Source organism: Rubinisphaera margarita, from assembly GCF_022267515.1.
Lineage (GTDB): Bacteria > Planctomycetota > Planctomycetia > Planctomycetales > Planctomycetaceae > Rubinisphaera > Rubinisphaera margarita.
Window position 1 is genome coordinate 238,014 of the sequence record NZ_JAKFGB010000022.1, and the last position, 19,441, is coordinate 257,454.

The 19,441-nt window shown below is 58.4% G+C and carries 14 protein-coding genes; 9 read left to right on the forward strand and 5 right to left on the reverse strand.

The features are described 5' to 3' along the window. Positions 1-632: 632 nt before the first annotated feature. Positions 633-1,838: a BON domain-containing protein gene (locus L1A08_RS22220; protein WP_238758787.1), complete on the reverse strand. Its 1,206-nt coding sequence runs from the start codon at positions 1,836-1,838 to the stop codon at positions 633-635. Positions 1,839-2,576: 738 nt separating this feature from the next. On the opposite strand from L1A08_RS22220, the gene L1A08_RS22225 reads away from it, so the two are divergent. The 8 genes from L1A08_RS22225 (at position 2,577) to truA (ending at position 9,842) form a co-directional block, all read left to right on the forward strand. Continuing rightward, the gene (locus L1A08_RS22225; RefSeq protein ID WP_238758788.1) at positions 2,577-3,065 is read left to right on the forward strand and encodes a hypothetical protein; all 489 of its coding nucleotides are present in this window, start codon (positions 2,577-2,579) and stop codon (positions 3,063-3,065) included. Positions 3,066-3,152: 87 nt separating this feature from the next. Then, entirely contained in the window at positions 3,153-4,793 is a 1,641-nt protein-coding gene (serA, locus tag L1A08_RS22230; RefSeq protein WP_238758789.1) for a phosphoglycerate dehydrogenase, read from the forward strand. Positions 4,794-5,209: 416 nt separating this feature from the next. Beyond that, entirely contained in the window at positions 5,210-5,731 is a 522-nt protein-coding gene (gene purE / locus L1A08_RS22235) for a 5-(carboxyamino)imidazole ribonucleotide mutase (protein WP_238758790.1), read from the forward strand. 14 nt (positions 5,732-5,745) lie between these two features. Beyond that, the gene (locus L1A08_RS22240; RefSeq protein WP_238758791.1) at positions 5,746-6,912 is read left to right on the forward strand and encodes a 5-(carboxyamino)imidazole ribonucleotide synthase; all 1,167 of its coding nucleotides are present in this window, start codon (positions 5,746-5,748) and stop codon (positions 6,910-6,912) included. A 2-nt stretch (positions 6,913-6,914) separates the two neighbouring features. Next, positions 6,915-7,337, forward strand: a complete 423-nt coding sequence (locus L1A08_RS22245) for a VOC family protein (protein WP_238758792.1) — start codon at positions 6,915-6,917, stop codon at positions 7,335-7,337. A gap of 2 nt (positions 7,338-7,339) precedes the next feature. Then, a complete protein-coding gene (locus L1A08_RS22800; protein ID WP_261363015.1) occupies positions 7,340-7,474 on the forward strand; it encodes a hypothetical protein in 135 nt (44 codons plus the stop codon). Positions 7,475-7,510: 36 nt separating this feature from the next. After that, positions 7,511-8,896 carry an argininosuccinate lyase gene (gene argH / locus L1A08_RS22250; RefSeq protein WP_238758793.1) on the forward strand — a complete coding sequence of 462 codons (1,386 nt, stop codon included), beginning with the start codon at positions 7,511-7,513 and terminating at the stop codon, positions 8,894-8,896. Between the two features lie 109 nt (positions 8,897-9,005). Beyond that, positions 9,006-9,842: a tRNA pseudouridine(38-40) synthase TruA gene (truA, locus tag L1A08_RS22255; RefSeq protein ID WP_238758794.1), complete on the forward strand. Its 837-nt coding sequence runs from the start codon at positions 9,006-9,008 to the stop codon at positions 9,840-9,842. A gap of 153 nt (positions 9,843-9,995) precedes the next feature. Here truA and L1A08_RS22260 read toward each other — a convergent pair whose 3' ends face one another. Both L1A08_RS22260 and L1A08_RS22265 read right to left on the reverse strand, forming a co-directional pair. Further along, entirely contained in the window at positions 9,996-11,033 is a 1,038-nt protein-coding gene (locus L1A08_RS22260) for a galactitol-1-phosphate 5-dehydrogenase (RefSeq protein ID WP_238758795.1), read from the reverse strand. A gap of 186 nt (positions 11,034-11,219) precedes the next feature. Further along, positions 11,220-14,657: an FHA domain-containing protein gene (locus L1A08_RS22265; protein WP_238758796.1), complete on the reverse strand. Its 3,438-nt coding sequence runs from the start codon at positions 14,655-14,657 to the stop codon at positions 11,220-11,222. A 372-nt stretch (positions 14,658-15,029) separates the two neighbouring features. On the opposite strand from L1A08_RS22265, the gene L1A08_RS22270 reads away from it, so the two are divergent. Beyond that, complete coding sequence (locus tag L1A08_RS22270) at positions 15,030-16,124, forward strand: peptidylprolyl isomerase (protein WP_238758797.1); 1,095 nt, start codon at positions 15,030-15,032, stop codon at positions 16,122-16,124. A gap of 236 nt (positions 16,125-16,360) precedes the next feature. Here the strand turns inward: L1A08_RS22270 and der are convergent, their stop codons facing one another. Next, complete coding sequence (der, locus tag L1A08_RS22275; RefSeq protein ID WP_238758798.1) at positions 16,361-17,713, reverse strand: ribosome biogenesis GTPase Der; 1,353 nt, start codon at positions 17,711-17,713, stop codon at positions 16,361-16,363. Between the two features lie 412 nt (positions 17,714-18,125). Further along, the gene (gene serC / locus L1A08_RS22280) at positions 18,126-19,208 is read right to left on the reverse strand and encodes a 3-phosphoserine/phosphohydroxythreonine transaminase (RefSeq protein ID WP_238758799.1); all 1,083 of its coding nucleotides are present in this window, start codon (positions 19,206-19,208) and stop codon (positions 18,126-18,128) included. Positions 19,209-19,441 lie beyond the last annotated feature (233 nt).

Consider the following 19,441-nt stretch of genomic DNA (forward strand, 5'->3'; position numbering starts at 1 on the left):
TGAGGCGCAACGGCAGCTCGGCCACCCCGGCGTCCACACCGCCTAAACTCCAGCCCCGTGAGAGCTTGAGCTCTCCCCGGCGACAGTCTATGCCCCCGCGGCCAGGGGCCCTTTGATCCTGCCGAACCGGTGTTATTCCGACAGGCTCAGCCAGGTTCGACCGTTCACAGCCGCCGCCGTCAAATTCAGCTGATGACACAGACATTTCCTGGTCGTTGCCGATTTCGCCGACGTGCTCGTCTCTCGCCGGCAGGGGTGGCCCCGAAAGATTCTTTCGGGGCGGCGCAGCCGTGGGAGTACGGGATTGCCCGTCCAACCAACAGACGGCGTCGGCACCAGAAGGAGAAATGGAAGGCTGCAACTTAAGGCACGCGGCCGCTGCGTCCTCCCACGGCTTCGCCGCCCTGATAGCACAGCTATCAGGGCCACCCTTGGGATCGTCGTCCCGCAGAATTGCTGAAATTGGCAACGCCCGAGAAACGTCTGTGTCATCTAGAGGAAGTTCGAGCTGCCTGGGCCGTTGGTCCCTCTGCGCACGAAAAAACACTTCCGACCCGAGAGTCGGAAGTGCCGCATCATTCAATTCGGCTGCGTAGAGCCGACACCTGCCTTGGAGTTCTGAAACTGGAGGACTAGTCCCAGTTCTTCGGATTCATGAACCACCACCAGCGGTCGGTCTGTGGGCTGAACTTCAGCTGCCACTCGCCATCGTCCCATTCCAGGGTCGAACTACGCCATCCCATCGGAACCTGCGGGTAAGGGTAGAACGGTCCGATGTAAGGGAAGGCACTCGCGGAGTACTGCTTCGGATAGGTCACTGCACCGTAGTTCGGATAAGCAGCGTAAGTCGGCCAGGCGTGATCCGGCAGGTAAGGCTGGTTGTAGACCGGATTCACGGGTCCCGGACCTGGATGTCCCATCATCGGGGGCGGCTGCACTGGAGCCGGACCGCCAGGTCCCGGAGGTACCATTCCGGGATAACCGGGGTGACCAGGATGACCGGCACCGGGATAACCCGGACCGGGGTAGCCCGGAGGATAGGCGCCGTTGGCCGGAGCTTCATTTGGCCCCGCTTCGCTCGGAACCAGAGACGGCTGGTAGGCTGCGGTCTGCATAACCGGCTGATTCACCTGCAGCTGATTGTCGACGTTCTGGACACCCGGAACGCTCGAAACGACCGAGCCGACATATTCACGCTGTTCGGGAGTTCCGACAACACCAGCCAGTGCGGCAACACCGTTCTTGTAGCTGATTTCGATGTCGTAACCGGAAACACCGCTGTCTCGCAGAGCGTAAGCGATCTGATTCGCGGTGGCCTGATTGCGAGCCTTGTCGTCCTGAGACGGTTTGGCTTTCGGAGCCGTTCCGGCAACCTGCTGGATCGGCGAAACCTGCGGAGCCGACTGCGGAGCTTCGAAAGCAGCCTGATCAACGACCGGACGCTGCGTCGGAGCCTGATGGGCAACCTGCTGAATCGGGCTGGCCGACTCTGCGGTGATCAGTCCCATGCGGTTGTCGACCTTGGAGACGAGAGCCACCGACTTGGCGACTTCCGTGGCCTTTTGTTTCTGCTGGGCATCCTGAATCATGCCCGAGAGTGTTGCCACGCCGTTCTGGTATTCGATATTGATATCGTAACCGGTGAGGCGGGCCTGCGTGAGAGCTGCAGCGATCTGATTGGCGACTTCCTGGTTGTTAGGAGCCGCGGATTTCGTCTGAGTCTCAGGCTGAGCCGGGGATTTGAAGGGGTTTGGCAAGCCGAACGGCCCTCCCTTCGCCATCGTCGGAGACAAGGCGAGGATCCCCAACGTCAGGATCCATTTGCTGTTGATAGGCATTAGGGTGTACCTCCGTGTCCAATTGCTGTTCTCCCGGAGCGGGAGAGGCCAGGCCCCACATCGGTGTGGGATCGGTGAATGAATGATGCTGATTGTTCGGCTCTTGCCGGAAAGGAACCGCCGCCGGGGAAATCGTCCTGATGCCCGACGACGAAACACTCAAACTTCCTGTCTGAGGAGGACTGAGGCGAGTCGGAGATCATGTGGAATGCATGGACCCCAGCCGCGCAGCAGTTCTGTTCTATTGATCGGACGATCTGTACCGTTTAGACAAATTATTCTGATTATTTCGGCGGAAAATCCGGCAACTACTCTGGCGCCGCGGCCATAGCGGACCGAAGCGGCGGGGCGCAGGCCTCTTCCTGTTTGCCCGAACTGCCCGATTTGACCGGGGATTGCCCTAAAGCCTGTTCATTCCGCGACCATTCGGTGGAATATCCTCCGCGAAACAGCTATTCTTCTCAGCGCGTGGCCTCGTGAACGGGGTGATGCGGTCGCGAAAACCGCCATCCGCGGAGCAGGAAATCCGAGGCGAACTCAGCCAGATCGGACCCAGATTCCCTGAATTCGCGCGGGTTCGCCAGCATCTCAGGCCCGGAACGCCAACCAGCAGCCAGTGCTTTCCAACTCACTGCCGGTTCTGGCGGTGTGCGTTCAGGCCGGAATCGGCCCTGTAGTGTATTGATGTGAAGACCGGAACGGCCGCACGGTACCGCGGCCTCGATAGGAACAAAGAAGATGCCTCGCAAGACAGCCAGTCGCCTGGAGCTGAGAAGACAGGCTGAGGCGGCAGAAAAGGTCGCCCCAAAAGAAGCCAAGAAGGCCAAAAAGAAGAAAAAGGCAGCTGCCAAACGGACCAGCCGGCGGACCAAAGACGCCGTTCCGGAACGGAAACGCCTCGTCTGGGTCATTTATACGGCCACTCTGCGCGAAGAAGCCCGCTTCCCGTACGATCAGAGAGCGGAAGCCGAAGAACGCCTGGAGCAGTTGAAGTCCAAAGGCAAGCGGACCTACTTCATGCAGCCGGTGAAAGAACTCCTCTCCGGTTCCACCCCGATCCCCACCGACGCAGCCGCAGCCGATGAGGAAGTCGAAGAGGATCTGGTCGACGAAGAAACCAACGAAGCCGAAAGCGATGAGGCTGAGTTCGACGATTCCGAAGATTCTGACGACGAAGACCTCGGCGACGATGACAGCGGAGATATCGGCGGCGACGATGACGACTAATCGCTCGCTCGCCGTCCCTCGGGACGTGCCGATCCGCGACGATTCACCCTCAGCTTTTGATAGTCCTACCTTTAGGGAGCTTATCCAGTGTTACACCGTGTCCTGGTGACCGATTCTCTGTCCGCTGCCGGTCTGGCTGTTCTCCAGGAGAACCCGGAAATTGAGTTGGTCAACAAAACCGATCCCAAACTGACCGTCGAGCAGCTCCGCGAAGAGCTGCAGGAAGCAGACGGGATCGTGATTCGCAGTGGAACGCGGCTGACCGCTGAAGTCCTTGAAGGACAGCGTCGCCTCAAGGCGATCGTCCGGGCTGGTGTGGGGGTCGATAACATCGACATTCCGTCCGCCACCCGTCAGGGCATCGTGGTCATGAACACGCCGGGCGGCAATACGATCAGCACCGCTGAGCACACCATTGCCATGATGATGGCCCTGTCCCGCAACATCGCTCCCGCCGCCGCCAGCATGAAGGAAGGCAAGTGGGAACGGAAGCTGTTCACGGGAACTCAGCTGGCTGGCAAGACGATCGGCATCATCGGCCTGGGACGCGTCGGACTCGCTGTAGCTCAACGCTGCCGCGGACTCGACATGAAAGTGCTCGGCTACGATCCGTTCATTTCGGCGGAACGCGCCGGGGAATTCGGTGTCGAACTCCATCGTGAAATCGATGCCCTGATCCCTCACTGCGAGTTCCTTACGGTACACACACCGCTGACCGAAGAAACCCGCAACGTCATCAACGCCGAGCGTATCGCCAAGATGCCCAAGGGCGTCCGCATCATCAATTGTGCCCGCGGTGGCATCATCGATGAAGACGCACTGGCCGACGCCGTCGAATCGGGACACGTGGCTGGAGCAGCCATCGACGTCTTCACTGAAGAACCTCCCAAGAACACCCGACTCACCGGCCTGCCCGGCGTGCTGACCACGCCTCACCTGGGCGCTTCGACTGACGAAGCTCAGGAACTGGTCGCTGTTGAAGCCAGTGACATCATTGCCGGTTTCCTGACCCGCAACGAAGTCCGTCACGCCGTAAACATGGCCCCCGTTTCGGCTTCCGAGATGGAAGGCATGAAGCGGTACATCGACCTGGCGTACCGTCTGGGCCTGCTGCTCGCTCAGCAGACTCAGGGCGAAGGCATTCGCAGTGCCGAGATTCATTACCGCGGCGACGCCGCCGGCAAGCACACCCGCCTGCTGACCTCGTCGTTCTCTTCGGGACTCCTCTCGGCTGCTCTGGGCGATCGCATCAACATTGTGAACGCCAACATGCTGACTGAAGAGCGGGGCATCCCCGTCAGCGAAGAAACGTCCAAGAAGGCCGGCGACTTCTCGACCATGATTGTCGCTGAAGTTTCGACCGATCAGGGAACCCTGCGGGCAGCCGGCACGATGTTCGGACACGAATATCTGCGGCTCGTGCTGCTGGATGACTTCCAGCTCGATGCCTACCTCGACGGAACCCTGCTGATTTACCGCCACAAGGACGTCCCAGGCCTGATCGGGCTGATCGGGACCGTTCTCGGCAAGCACAACGTGAACATCGCCCATATGGCCCTGGGTCGCGAGAACACGCAGCCCGGCGGCGATTCGGTCGCTGTGATCAACCTCGATTCGAAGCCCGAACAGGCTGTGATCGACGAGATCCTGCAGCATCCGGACGTCACCGCTGTCGAGATCGTGCAGCTGCCGCCTGGTGGAGCTCCGCTCCCATGGCTGGGCCTGTAGGCAACTCTGGACCACTGTGGACCGACATCACAAAAGCCGTCGTCATCCTGCGGGATGGCGCGGCTTTTCTGATGAACGGCCCGCCGAGACCGTTTCGCACGCTTCCGGTCTGGTGTAGGATGCGGGGATTCCATCGGGGATTTCGCAATGCAGTTGCCTGTCCAAAGTGAATGGGCGGCCTCGAGAGTTTCTTTCGGGGCGGCGCAGCCGTGGGCGAAATGGAATTTGACGTCTCATCAAGTGAAGATGTAGGCGTCTGAAGCCAGTCGAAGGCTGCAAGTTGAGGGATGCGACCGGGGCCATACTCTTACGGCTTCGCCGCCCTGAGAGCACAGCTTTCCGGGCACTCCTAAAGGTCTCAACAACCCGGAATTACGCGACGGAAAGTGGCATCGAGTTACTGAAACGACATCATCATGAGCGACGACAATTCGGCACCATTGGTTGGCATCATCATGGGCAGCACGTCGGACTGGCCCACGATGGAGCATGCCTCGAAACTGCTCGGTCAACTCGGTGTCGCCCATGAATGCCGTGTGGTTTCCGCTCACCGCACACCCGACGCCATGTTCGAGTACGCCAAGACAGCCCGTTCCCGGGGAATTCAGGTGATTATCGCCGGAGCGGGCGGAGCGGCTCACCTGCCGGGGATGGTGGCTTCCCAAACCACGTTGCCGGTGCTCGGCGTCCCGGTGAAAAGCAGGGCACTCTCCGGGCTCGACTCGCTTCTGTCGATCGTCCAAATGCCTGGCGGAATTCCTGTCGGCACGCTGGCCATTGGCGATTCGGGAGCGAAGAATGCGGCTCTGCTGGCCTGCCGAATTCTGAGCCTGAACGACGTCGGTCTTTCGAAGCGGCTCGACGAGTTCCAGCAGTCCCAGACCGAGACCGTTGCCGCCAACTCCCATCTCGACAACGCTCAGCCCGACCAGACCTGAATTAAGTACTGCTCATGATACGTCAGTCACGCACAATCGATCCGGGGGCGACCCTCGGAGTTCTCGGCGGAGGGCAACTCGGCCGGATGTTCGCGCAGTCGGCTCACCGGCTCGGCTATCACGTCCACACCTTTTCCGACGAAGAAAACTCTCCCTGTGGCCAGGTGGCCGATCGCGAGTTTGTCGGCGCCTACGATGACATCGATGCCATCGAACAATTCGCCAAGGGTGTTGATGTCATTACCTTTGAGTTCGAGAACATCAGCTCCGAAGCCGCCCAGGCCATCGAACGGATTGTTCCGGTCCGCCCCGGGGGCGAAGTCCTGCACATCTCCCAGAATCGTATCCGGGAAAAGTCAACGCTCGCCGAAGCCGGATTGCCGGTCACGCCTTTCCGGCCGATCCGCACCGAGGACGAGCTTCAGAACGCCCTCAACGAGCTTGGCACTCCTTCGATTTTGAAGACCGCATTTGGCGGTTACGACGGCAAGGGACAGATCGCTCTGTCGAAGCCCGAAGAGGCTCTACCTGCCTGGAAGGAACTGGGACAGGTCGAAGCCGTTCTCGAAAAGAAGATCGACTTTCGCTGTGAAGTTTCCGTGGTCGGCGTTCGCGATCAATGGGGGAACTTCACCGGCTGCGGTCCGATTCTGAATGAGCATCGGAATCATATTCTTGATCTCTCGGTCTTTCCCGAGCCGAGTGTTAGCGATCTCGAAGCCGACGCCGTCGCCATTTGTCGGGGCGTGCTTGAGAAGTTAAACGTCGTTGGTGTGATGTGTGTCGAGATGTTCGTCACGACTGACAACCGAATCCTTATCAACGAAGTGGCACCCCGGCCTCATAATTCGGGTCACCTCACAATCAATGCCTGCCTCAGCAGTCAGTTCGAACAGCAGGTGCGAGCGATCTGCGGCTTGCCGCTTGGCGACATGATACCGCTGAAGCCCTCGGCGATGATCAATCTCCTGGGCGACGTCTGGACGGGTGGCGTTCCGAACTGGGCAGAAGCCTTGAAGCATCCGGAAGCGACGCTGCATCTCTATGGCAAACGAGAGCCGCGAGTCGGACGCAAGATGGGACATCTCACCGTTCTCAGCGACACGGCTGAGGAGGCGATTGATATCGCCCGCCAGGCACGGGCGGCCCTGCAGAATCATTCGAACGAACCGAGGTCGTAATCATGTCGGTCGTCCAGGTGGAAGCCATTGATCATGTGACGCTCGTCTCCTCAAGCCTGGAAGCGAGCCGCCGGTTCTATGTTGAATTGCTGGGAATGGAAGAAGTTCCGCGCCCAAACTTCAACTTCAAAGGGGCCTGGTATCGGGCAGGCAACACGCTCGTCCATCTGATTCTGGCTCATGATCAGTCGGGTCCGGCCGGCATGTTCTCGCCGGAACAGAAGCGATCGACGCGAACGCATCACCTGGCCTTTCGCGTTCCTGATGCCAACGCCGCGTGGGAGGCGATTCAGTCGAGCGATATTCCTTACGAAGTCGTCTCGCCGCCAAAGTTTCGACCGGATGGAGCCGTGCAGGTCTTTCTGGCCGATCCGGATGGACACGTGATCGAATTGGCCTCCGAACCGAAACAACAGGGAACCTGATCATGTGGCAACAGGCGCTTTACGTATTGGCCTGCATCAGCCTTCCCATTCTTTGGGGCGTCTTCGTCAACTGGCTGTTCGATCGGCTCGAAGGTCGCGGCCGCCGCGAGTCGTCGGTCAATGACTATCAGATCTAATCAGAATCCATCGCTCAATAGACAGAAAGTCAAGTTGTGGCAGATAAAGCTTGGGGTGGACGCTTCTCGGAAGCGACCGACAAACGCGTGGAACGCTTTACGGAATCGATCAGCTTCGATGCCCGATTGGCTCCCTTTGACATTCAGGGATCGAAAGCTCATGCGACGATGTTGTCTGAAGTCGGTCTCCTGACCGAAGAAGAGCGAAAGACAATCTGCAGCACACTGGATGACATCGGCAAGTCGATCGCTGCCGGCGAGTTCGAGTATCACATCGAACTCGAAGATATCCATATGCACATTGAACGGGAGTTGACCAACCGCACCGGCGACATCGGTCGCAAGTTGCACACGGGTCGCAGCCGGAACGATCAGGTCTCGACCGACGTCAAACTCTTCATCCGCCACGCCATCGACCACCTTGTTGATCTCATCGAAGATCTTCAGGAGGCTTTTGTCGGCCGTTGCGATCGTGATCAGGACGTGATCCTTCCGGCCTATACGCACCTGCAGCGGGCACAACCGGTCATGGCTCCGCACTACTGGCTGGCCTGGTGCGAAAAGCTGGAACGGGATCGCAACCGACTGTTTGATGCCCGCCGTCGGACGAATGTCTCGCCACTCGGCGCCGCCGCCGTGGCCGGAACGTCGCTGCCGATCAACCGTAACCGCACCGCCGAACTGCTCGGGTTCGATACGATCGCGACGAACAGCCTCGACATTTCCAGCGACCGCGATTTCCTCATCGAGTTCGTGTCCGACCTCGCCATCATCTCGGTCCACTTGAGTAGCTGGGCTGAAGAGTGGATTCTGTGGTGCACGACGGAATTCAATTTCCTTTCACTCCGCGATGCCTTCACGACCGGCTCCTCGATCATGCCGCAGAAGCGGAACCCGGATGTGCTCGAACTGATCCGCGGCAAGTCGGCTCGTGTCATCGCGGCCAATCAACATCTGCTCGGTCTCACGAAGAACCTGCCACTGGCCTACAATCGCGATCTGCAGGAAGACAAGATCCCCGTCTTCGACGCCTACGACACCGTTACTGCCTGTCTGGAACTGGCTGCGGCAATCGTCGAAACAGCCGAACTGAACCGTGAGCGGATCGAAGCTCGACTCGAAGAAGGCTTCCTCGACGCAACCACGCTAATGGAATACCTCATCAAGAAGGGCGTCCCGATGCGGACCGGTCACGAAACCGTCGGCACTCTGGTCTCCACCTGCGAGAAGCAGAAGAAGCGACTGGCCGAACTGTCTCTGGAAGAATTTCAGCAGGCCTGTCCGCAGATCGAGAACGATGTCTACGACATCCTGGGTGTCAAGAACGCCATTCAGGCGTTCGTCAGTGAAGGCTCAGGAGGTCCCAAACCTGTCGCCCAGCAACTCAAAGCATGGAAGGAACGCATCGAAGCCCGCAGCTGAGATTCAGGCAGTTCGCGTGTCGCCCCCGTTGATTTGATCGGGGCTTCCCTTCTGCTGGATGAAGAATTCCGACAGAACTTCCTGCCCCCAGATCAACTCCTGCTGACTCATGACTGACCGGAACCTGAGACTGCTGATCGCCTATGACGGGCAACCGTTTTCGGGCTGGCAGATTCAGCCCGACAAGCCGACCGTCCAGGAGCATATCGAGGATGCCATCTTCGCGATTACGCGAGAGCGATCGCGCCTGGCCGGAGCAGGACGCACTGACACCGGAGTTCATGCCTTCGGTCAGGTCGCCAGCTTTCGCACCTCGACCCGCATTCCCTGCGAACGGATGAGACCGGCTCTGCAGTCGAAGCTGCCGGAGTCGATCACGATTCGCGATGTCGATGAAGTCCCCTACGACTTCCACGCCGGCCATCACGCGAAGTGGAAGCACTACCGCTATCTGATTCTCAACAGCCGCGTCGGCTGGCCGCATTTGCGACACTACACCACACGCGTGCAGGATCAGCTCGATGTCGAAGCGATGGACGCAGCCGCTCATTCGCTGATCGGCCGCCATGACTTCCGATCGTTCGAGTCGAACTACCCGAACAAAGCGACGAGCGTTCGCACGGTTCTTCACTGCCGCGTTTCCGCGGGAACAGTCCGGCCCCTCTGGTCCACTCCCGCAACTTCAGAGAGCGCGCCACCATTCCTCTACCTCGACATCGTCGCCGACGGCTTCCTCTACAACATGGTTCGGGCCATCATGGGAACGCTGCTGAAAGTCGGCGATGGCTCCTGGCCCATCGAACAGGCGGCCGTAGCCAGAGATGCCCTCGACCGTCGGGTCGCCGGTCCGACGGCTCCGCCGCAGGGTCTGTATCTGATGCATGTGGAATACGACCGGGATTTTGATCCGGCGCTAATCAACAGAAATCATTCTTCGGAAGGGTAGCCCCGGTGGATTCCGGAACTTCAAAGCACGGCGGCATGAGCAAGTCGTGCGGCTTGAGAAGCGATCTTCGATGATGGTGCAGCCTTGTCGCTGGCGCGACCCGGCCGTTTAGCGGTCGGGCCACCCGTCGAAAAGGAGTTCTGCAGGCTGGGATTATGCGTTGGGCTGGAGGATGACCTTCATCAGCCCCGAGTCGCCGGCGTAGAGTTTCTGGAACAGGCTGGGGCCTTCATTCAGCGGAGCCTTCAGGGAGATCAGCGGTTCGACCTGAATGAGTCCGCGGTTCATCAGATCGATGCACTCGGGGTACTCGCCGCGCGAGGCGCAGGAGCCGTGCAGAGTCAACTCGCGAGACACGACCGCCTGCAGCGGGATCTCGACTTTCGGCGAGATATTGCCCACGAGAGTGACATGTCCCCCCTTGCGGACGGAATCGATGGCGGTCTGAATCGTCGGTGTGGCCCCCACGACTTCGACAGCCACGCTGGCGCCTCGACCGCCGGTCAGCGCCTTCACTTCTTCCGGCACGTTGACTTTGTCGGCTTTCAGGGAATGAGTCGCACCGAGTTCGCGGGCCAGTTCCAGTTTCGACTCATCAAGATCAACGGCAATGATCGTGCCGCAACCAGCCACGCGGAGTGCCTGCACAACAAGCAGACCGATCATCCCGGAACCGACGACGACGGCCGAATCGCCCAGGCTGAGCGGGGTCCGATTGGCGGCGTGCACTGCAATGGAAACCGCTTCGATCATCGCAGCATGCTCAAAGGGAAACGTTTCCGGCAGTTCGTAGCAGATGTTTTCCGGGACCACCACAAACTGCGCGAACGCGCCGTGCTGGCGATACTCGCCGCAGGAGACGCCGAGGACGCGGCGATTGTCGCAAAGGTTAATTTCGCCGCGACGGCAGAAAAAGCAGTCGCCACAGGACACAGTCGAATCGAATGTGAGCCGATCGCCGACTTTGTATTGCGTCACGCCGGAGCCGACTTCTTCGACGATGCCGGAGGCTTCGTGTCCCATCACCAGAGGTGGAATGCGGCGGCCCGTCGAGCCGTCGTAGCCGTGAATATCGCTGCCGCAGATGCCGCAGGCCTGCACGGAGATGAGGACATCCTTCGGTCCGATATCGGGCCGCGGCATGTCGACGATTTCGAGGTTCTTGTATTCCGAGAGCAGCATGGCCTTCATGACGAGTCTCCTGCAGCAGGGCTGGATGCGGTTATCGAGCAGCTTTCCGCAGCTGGAACATCATCAGGCAGCGGCAGCATTGATTTTCGAAGCCCCGATTGTACTGCTGAGTCCGTCAACGCGAAAGACCCCGCCGGGTGAAGCCGACGGGGTCCTGGGTGTCGTTCGCGTCTCAGTCAGGTTGCACTACTCTTCTGTCGAATCACCGTCGACAAGAGTCTCAGAATTTTCGATTTCCGCAGACTTCCGCGACTTCGGCTGCTGTCCGGACGATGCGGGCTGCCTCATCCGAACCAGGGTGACGTAGTGATTGAACAGCGAGAATCCTGAGAACAGTCCCAGAACTGCCATGGTCGCAGCGTAGATCAGGAATTGCTCCCCGTACCATAACGGTGCAGTGAATAGAACGACGGCACCGACCAGTGCAATGGTAGTGAGTGCGATATTCATCAGCACGCCAACCCGCAGTTGCTTCCACTTGTGGGCAATGAGTGATTCGCGGGCATTCTGATTGGCCACGTCCCGCAACGAGGCGATTTCTTTCATGACCAGCTCACGATCAACCCGGCCGAGAGGACCGCGTTCCGGCGGAGTCTCCTGAGGTTCGTCGAGGTCCTCACTCTCCGCCTGTTCCTGAGTCGCCAGGGACGTGGCTGCTTTCAAAACCGGTTGAGGAGCCGAGACCCGTTCTGGAGCTCGAGGTGCTTTTCGAACCCCGGGTGCCGGCGCGGGTTCGGAAGTCTGGCGATTATTCGTGCGGGCAAAAAGTCGCTCCATGTATGCGGCAACCGAATCGGCATCTTCGATGTCGTCGACAATCACTTCGCCATTCGGTCCTCGGGTGGGAGCCTCCTCGGTCGAACTCTCTTCGACAACTTCCTCGTCCTGTTCCGATACCACCTCGATGTCGTCTCCGGCAGAATCGCCGTCGAACTCATCATAAGACGACTGGTCCTCTTCCGAATTCGGATCACTGTCTTCTGCAGCTTCGGAATGTGTCTCTTCGTCGTCGATCCCAAACATCTCCGCCAGACGGCGACGGATGTCCTGTGACTCTCCAGACTTCTGTATCGGCTCGACGTGATCTTCGTCCTCGTTGACTTCCTCTGTTTCTTCATCATTGTCCCGCGTATTCAACGCCGCCCGCAGTCCCTGGAGATCCAGCCCGAAATCCTCGTCGTCCTCGACAGGTTGGTCTGTTTCAAAAACTTCGTCAGCGGAATCCGCAAGAACAGGATCCTCGTCCGCTTCTTCGGAGGTCGCGTCTCTCCAGAGCAGCGAGTCCATCAGCGAACCAGCTTCTGCCGTCTCGGCTGGGGCTGTGGATTCCTCTTCAAAGGTCTCCACAACGGTGGACTCCTCCTCAGATTCCGACGCCGGAGCGGATTGTCCCGCAGATTGCTGAAGCTCGTTCCGCAGTTGTTTGACTTCTTCGAGCTTCTGGTCGTATTCGGTCTGCTGCTGAGCGACCTCCTGCTGCATTTGCTGCAGATCGAGTCGAACCTGATGAAATGCGTCCCGCTCTTCTTCAACAGCCTGACGGAGTTCCAACAGACGATCGCGTTCGTCAGAGATTCGTTCCCATTCGGAATCGAGCTCCGTCCGATCCATGTCAGTCGGATCAGAGTAGGCTGCGTCACTCGCCGAGCCAGACTCAAGCGTCGCGACGAGTTCCCGCAGTGATTCAATCTCTTCGAGCAGTCCCTCTTCAAATGCCGTGGACTTCTCTTCGACTTCGGCCGGTTCAGCAGGGACGGACAACTGGCTCTGCAGGGCATCCCGCTCGTCCGAGATTTCCTGCAACGTTTTGCGGCTCTCGATCAGTTCGGACTGGAGCTGCTCGTTCTCGGCTGCCAGTGACTCATAGGCCTCTTTGAGCTCATGCAGTGCCTCCTGCAGACTCTGCATCTCTGACTGCAACTGTTCCTGATCGACGGCATCGTCGTCCGCAACGTTCGACTGCTTAGCGACTTCTTCGAGTCGTTGAGCCAGAGAATCGCGTTCGCTAGTAAGCTGCTGGTAGTCGTTCTGCAGCCGTTCATGATCCGCAGCGACCTGCTCCCGTTCCTGAAGGAGTTCGTCCCGTTCGTTCAGGAGCTGTTTATGGTTCTGTTCGGCGGCTTCGAACTCGGCAAGTTGCGATTCGAGGTTCTGCAGTCGCTCAGTCGATTCGACGAGGGCGGATTGCTGCTCCTGAAGTGCCTCGCGAGCCGCTTCCAACTCAGCCGCATTCGATTTCGCCTCTGCCTCAGCGTTGGAGGCGCGTTCCTGGAGTTCGCTCAGTTCTTCCTGATGCCGTCCGAGAGCCTCGTCGTAAGCCTCCTGCAGTTTCTCACGGTCTGTCTGGACATCGTCCAGCTGAGCTTCAAGAGCAGACAGGGCGTCCAGCTGTTGGATCTGCTCTTCATATTCTGCCTTCAGCTGCTTCAATGTTTCATTCAGATCGGCCTGCTGCTCCGAGTACTGCGAACAGCGGATCTCCGCTTCACTCAGTTGATGCTCCGCGAAGGTGCACCGATCCCGTTCAACGCTCAGCACCGACTCCAGCTCAGCTCGAGCTGAGACTTCCCGGTACAGTTCGGTGCGAAGCTGATCGTTCTCCTGTCGGTTTGTTTCGAGATCCCGCGAGGTCTCGTCGAGTCGCTGTTCGAGTGTCTGACGCTCGTCCTGCTCTCTGTCCAGCCGGGCGACGAGCTCCTGAATCTCTTCGCGTGTCGACTGAAGTTGACCCTCAAGTTCCTCGAGTTGAGCCTTCTGCATCTCCTGCCGGGCCGTTGCCGAACCTTCCAGCGATTCTTCCCGGGCCATGAGCTCTTCAAGTCGCTGAGCGAGCGTCTGCTGAGCCGATTCAATCTGCTGGCGCTGTAGTTCGATCGACCGGACATGCAGGTTCTTACGCTGCAACAGACGATTCTTCAATCGGTGGATCTGTTCGGTCTTCTCGCGAAGCCGTTTCTCCCAGTCTGGGGCCGCAGGCGTTTCTTCACTCTTCGACCGAGTCTGGCTTCCAGTCAATTCCGACATCGGAGTGTGGAGCGGACTGTGAACAGGCTCCGGCTGCTCACGCATGGCAGCCTTGTGCGCATCGAGCTGCTGTTGAGTTCGAGCGAGCGACTTTCGCAGTTCTTCGAGTTCCTGCTCAGCCGACGATGGTGCAGATTCCGCATCTGTTCTCGGAATCATTTCCTTTGCAGAAGCCGAGAGGCGGTGCTTTCGAATGGCCTGCGCAATGCCGGCCGCCAGCTGCACCGGTTCTTCGTCCGGTTCGCTTTCGGAATCGACCTGCCGGCGATCGATGCGAACAATAAAGTTCGCCGGACCAATCGAGAGCCGGTCGCCGGAACGGACGTTCGCCTTCCGGATGGGGCCGTCGTTCAGCCACGTGCGGGTGTCCTCAGCCTGAAGCACCATCCGCTCACGCTCACAGGTGAGGCGGCAATGCCGTGGAGCGATGCCCGGGACATCGACCCGAATGTCGGCGTCGTTCCCTGAACCGATGATATAGACTCCGTCATTCATCTCGATCGTGTCGAGACCGGTTCCGGACCGTGCCGGTTCGAGGCAGTAGCAGACTTCCGTCTGCGATCGATGACGAGATTTCAGTTGATCTTGCAGCGAACTCATTCTCTGCTCCATTTTGAGGCTTCCCGGCATCTCGCTGTGCAGATGTCCGGCGCAATCCTGGCGCAATCTCAATGTTGTTACTCAGGAGTAGGTCGGAAACTGCATCCGGTCAAAACGTGACCCCTCGGAATCGTCGCCAATTCGAAACGGAGAACCGGTATCGGCTGCCGGATGGGAAAAACCGACAAAATCGCTGTTGACCTTAATTTTGATTCAAGCGTATAACCCCGACCTCATGCAGCCGGGGGGCCGCTGTTGGACAGAAAAAATCCGCTGTAACTCTCCGCGACCAAACCGTCATCAAGGACGCAGACGGACCGCCGATTCGATCGGCCACTATGAACGGCTTTCCAACGAAGGAGAACGATAGCCATGAGTGAAGGGACTCACTCCGAAACGCCACAGAAGAAAAGTTTTCCCTGGGCCACAATTCTCGGGGGAACCGTTGTCGCAATCGCAGCTGCTGTGATTGTCTTTCAGATTTTCAACGCCGAACCAGCCGCCGCACCGACTGAACAAGCCGGGAAGGCTTCGCTCAACGCCGCCAACTCACCTGCGCTGGCTCGCGTCAACACCGAAGTCATTCCTTACGATATGGTCGCTCGCGAGTGTTTCGACCGCGTCGGCAAGGAAGTGCTCGAAAATCTGATCAACCGCACGATCATCTATCAGGAAGTGCAGCGTCGCGGACTCGCGGTGACCGATGCCGAGATCGATGCGGAAATCGAAACGATTGCCAAACGCTTCAACCTGCCCATGGATACCTGGTATCAGATGCTGCAGACCGAACGTGGCCTCACGCCGCAGCAGTATCGCCGCGATGTGATCTGGCCGATGATTGCTCTCCGCAAGCTGGCCGGCGAAGAGATCCAGATCAGCGAAGCTGACATGCAGCGGGCCTTCCAGCGTGACTACGGCCCGCGGGTTCGCTGCCGCATGATCATGATGGAGAACGTTCGCCGGGCCAACGAAGTCTGGGAGAAAGCGAACCGGACTCCGGAAGAATTCGACAAGCTGGCTCGCGAGCATTCGGTGGAACCAGGCTCTCGCGCTCTGGGGGGCTCGATTCCGCCAATCGCCCGTTACTCGGGAAACGAAGCACTCGAAGAAGCGGCTTTCCGCCTGCAGAAGGACGAAATCTCCGGTCTGATTCAGGTCGGCAGCAAGTACGTCATTCTCAAGTGTGAGGGGCACACCGATCAGGTTGTGACCGACATCAAGGATGTCTGGAACGAACTGTATCAGCAGTTGCAGGAAGAAAAGACCCAGGAACGGGTCGCCAAAGTCTTCGAACAGCTCAAGAAGGAAACCCGTGTCGACAACTACCTGACGAACATCAGCTCAGGTGGCGGCAACGGAACAGCTCAGGCTGGTAACTACACCAACGAAATTCAGCAGACCGGAACGACTGTTCCGACTCAGTCCGCCAATACGGTTCAGCCGGCTGGCGGCACGCTGACGAAATAATTCCGGCTCCGACCGGAACGGCCCTGTTCATTCAGGGTCCGCTGCGTCTCTCGTCTCCTTTCGAAAAAGAACCTGTCCCTCGTCGGGGCAGGTTCTTTTTTGTTGGGCAGATCGAAAAGCCGATCAAGGATTGGCGAGAGCGAATCGCTCTACCGTACGTCCGCATAGAATCGAGTCTTGCCTGAAACGACGGCAACTTATGCGGACGGAACGGCTACACCAGTCAACGAACTGCTCTAGCCAGCATCTTCTTCGTCATGGCGCGGACGGAAGTAGAGCTTCATGGGCACTTCGTTGAAGGGGAGCTCTTCGCGAAGGAAGCCGAGGAAGTAGCGTTTCCAGGCCGGGTCGAACAGAATCGGCTGATTGCATTTCACCACGATCGTTGGCGGCTCGGTCGCAACCTGGGTCGCGTAATAGATCTTCGGCCGTTTGTTACGCCGCATCGGCGGCGGGTTGCGGTCGATCGCCTGCTCGACGACGCGGTTGAGCAGCCCGGTCGAAACCCGTTCGCGGGACTGCTTGAAAATCGACTGAGCCAGGTTGATCAGCTTGCGGATATTCTTGCTGTCTTTGGCCGTGATGAAAGCGATCGGCACGTGCCGCATCGAGGCGAAGGTCTTGATCAGATACTCGGCCCATTTCTCCGAAGTCATCTTCTCTTCGAGACCGCGATCCCATTTATTAACGACAAAGATGCAGGGCTTGTAGCTCTTTTCAATCTCTTCGACCAGCTGCTTGTCGACCTTGGAGATCGTCTTGGTCGCATCAAAGAACATCAGCGAAACATCAGCGCGGCGAATGCTCTTCTGAGCGCGAACGAGCCCGTAGAACTCGACATCGTTGGCCAGCGACTTCTTCTTCCGAACCCCCGGCGTATCGATCGCGATAAACGCCTTGTCATCGAGTTCGAAACGGACGTCGACACTGTCGCGCGTCGTTCCGGCAATCTCGCTGACGATCATCCGCTCCGTCTCGGCCAGAGCGTTGATGAAGGTGCTCTTGCCGACGTTCCGCCGTCCGACGATGGCGAGCTTCATTTCCGGCTCAGCCGAAAGCTCCGTTCCTTCCTCGTATTCGAACTCGCTGGCGGGTGGCAGCAGATTGACGATCGATTCCAGCAGTTCGTTTCGGTTTCTGTTCGCCTTCACGCTGGTCTGCAGCACTTCGGCATCCGCCAGTCCGAAGTAATTCGGCAACTCCAGATCGGTCCGGGTCGACTCGCACTTATTGACGACCAGCAGTTTCGGGCGATCGATTTTGCGAAGCTGTTCGCTCACTTCCTGATCGAGCGGCGTGACTCCCATCTGACCATCGGCGACGAAGACAATCGCATCGGCTTCGCGGAGGGCGATGGCGATCTGATTCTCGACGTCATCGGAAAGATCATCGCTGTCGACGATTCCGATTCCGCCCGTGTCGATCAGCTCGAAGTACCGGTCCTCATGGAACAGCAACTGCGTAACGCGATCGCGGGTGACACCAGCGGTCGGATCGACGACCGAAATCATCTTCCCCGAGAGCCAGTTGAAAATGGAACTCTTGCCGACATTCGGTCGGCCCACAATTGCTACTTTGGGAACTGCCATGATCTGAAACTACCGTTGACTCATGCCACGCTCAGTTCCCAGTCCAAAGGATCCTGTCGACGGTGCAGCGGTTGAAGAGAAATAAATCGAGATTACTGATCCATTACAGACTGGGATCGGCGACGCCATCTGCCAGAACGATCCGTTCGATCTGGCCTGAATATGTTCTGTTTTACCACAGAGAGACGGAGAACACAGAGGTTTCCCGTGAGAGATCGAAGATTGAAATGCTCGTCAAACTCTTCCTCCCGAAAAGACTTAATCCCTGCGAAGGTCATCGACGTCGGAAGAATCCGTGACTCAACGCTCCTTGACTCTCTGTGACCTCTGCGTCTCTTCGGTGCAAAAAAGCCATCGGGCCGGGACACGTCTGAAGGCGATCCCAGCCTGCGGACTCTGCAGTCGAAGAGCATCAGCCCTGTTTGGACTCGAAGTCTTTCATGAAGGCGACGAGGTCCACGACGCCCTGCTTCGGAAACGCGTTGTAAATACTGGCTCGCATGCCACCGACGCTGCGGTGTCCCTTCAGACCGTCGAAGCCTTCGGCTTTGGCGGCGGCGATGAACTTCGCGTCGGTCTCTTCGTTGCCGGTCACGAAGCAGACATTCATCTTCGAGCGACTGTCCTTATCGGCGGTCGGCTTAAACAGCGAGCTTCCGTCGAGGTAATCGTACAGAATCTGTGCCTTCTCGGCGTTCTTTTCAGCAATGCCGGAGAGTCCACCGTTCTTTTCGATCCACTTGAAGACAAGGCCCATCGCGAAGATACCGAACGTGGGCGGCGTGTTGTACATCGAGTCGTTCGCGGCGTGAATTCGATACTGCATCATTGAAGGCAGGCTTTCAGGCCCCTTCTCGACCAGATCCTTCCGGACGATGACGAGCGTCAGGCCACTCGGTCCGAGGTTCTTCTGAGCCCCGGCGTAGATCATGCCGTATTTGTTGAGATCGAGCGGTCGGGAGAAGATGTCGCTGCTGGCATCGCAGATCAGCGGAGCACCGGCCGGCCCTTCCGGTTCTGTGGCGAACTGGGTTCCGAAGATGGTGTTGTTCGATGTGAAGTGCACGTATGCAGGATTGTCGCTGTACTTCGCTTCTTTGGGGATGTAGCAGAAGTTGCGATCTTCGCTGCTGCAGACAACGTTGGTCTTACCGAACAGCCTGGCTTCCTTCAGAGCTTTCTTCGACCAGGAACCGGTCACCAGATAGTCGGCAGTCTGGTCCTTGCCGAGAAAGTTCATCGGCACCTGAAAGAACTGCGTCGAAGCTCCGCCCTGCAGGAACAGCACGTGAAAATCGTCAGAAATTCCGGCCAGTTTGCGACAGTTGGCTTCGGCTTCTTCAGCCACGGCCACGAACGGCTTGCCGCGATGGGAATGTTCCATGACGCCGATGCCGGTCTCACCCAGAGACAGCATATTGGCTTTGGCTTCTTCGAGAACTTCAACCGGCATCACAGCCGGGCCGGCGGAAAAGTTATAGATACGTTGAGTCATGTCCAGTGCCTTAAAGTCCGTACTGCGAGAGTCGGGAAGAGTTGTCTCTCGGACCGTGCCAGCGTCTCAAGCGTTCGCGGCGACCGGTCGGTTTCGCAGAAGATACTCGATTTCCAGTCCGCATGCGAGTATGCGTTGCTCCTGGAAGGAGAGGGGGTCAGCCGCCTCAATGTTCTCCGGGTGGCACTGGACAGTGCCTGTCGGTGCGAATAAAGTGGCCGATCACGGTCCGC

What these genes read in the sequence shown, in the direction of transcription:
- L1A08_RS22220 (WP_238758787.1), bottom strand. Translation starts at nt 1,838, where the DNA reads ATGCCTATCAACAGCAAATGGATCCTGACGTTGGGGATCCTCGCCTTG.
- L1A08_RS22225 (WP_238758788.1), top strand. Translation starts at nt 2,577, where the DNA reads ATGCCTCGCAAGACAGCCAGTCGCCTGGAGCTGAGAAGACAGGCTGAG.
- purE (WP_238758790.1), top strand. Translation starts at nt 5,210, where the DNA reads ATGAGCGACGACAATTCGGCACCATTGGTTGGCATCATCATGGGCAGC.
- L1A08_RS22240 (WP_238758791.1), top strand. Translation starts at nt 5,746, where the DNA reads ATGATACGTCAGTCACGCACAATCGATCCGGGGGCGACCCTCGGAGTT.
- L1A08_RS22245 (WP_238758792.1), top strand. Translation starts at nt 6,915, where the DNA reads ATGTCGGTCGTCCAGGTGGAAGCCATTGATCATGTGACGCTCGTCTCC.
- L1A08_RS22800 (WP_261363015.1), top strand. Translation starts at nt 7,340, where the DNA reads ATGTGGCAACAGGCGCTTTACGTATTGGCCTGCATCAGCCTTCCCATT.
- truA (WP_238758794.1), top strand. Translation starts at nt 9,006, where the DNA reads ATGACTGACCGGAACCTGAGACTGCTGATCGCCTATGACGGGCAACCG.
- L1A08_RS22260 (WP_238758795.1), bottom strand. Translation starts at nt 11,033, where the DNA reads ATGAAGGCCATGCTGCTCTCGGAATACAAGAACCTCGAAATCGTCGAC.
- L1A08_RS22265 (WP_238758796.1), bottom strand. Translation starts at nt 14,657, where the DNA reads ATGAGTTCGCTGCAAGATCAACTGAAATCTCGTCATCGATCGCAGACG.
- L1A08_RS22270 (WP_238758797.1), top strand. Translation starts at nt 15,030, where the DNA reads ATGAGTGAAGGGACTCACTCCGAAACGCCACAGAAGAAAAGTTTTCCC.
- der (WP_238758798.1), bottom strand. Translation starts at nt 17,713, where the DNA reads ATGGCAGTTCCCAAAGTAGCAATTGTGGGCCGACCGAATGTCGGCAAG.
- serC (WP_238758799.1), bottom strand. Translation starts at nt 19,208, where the DNA reads ATGACTCAACGTATCTATAACTTTTCCGCCGGCCCGGCTGTGATGCCG.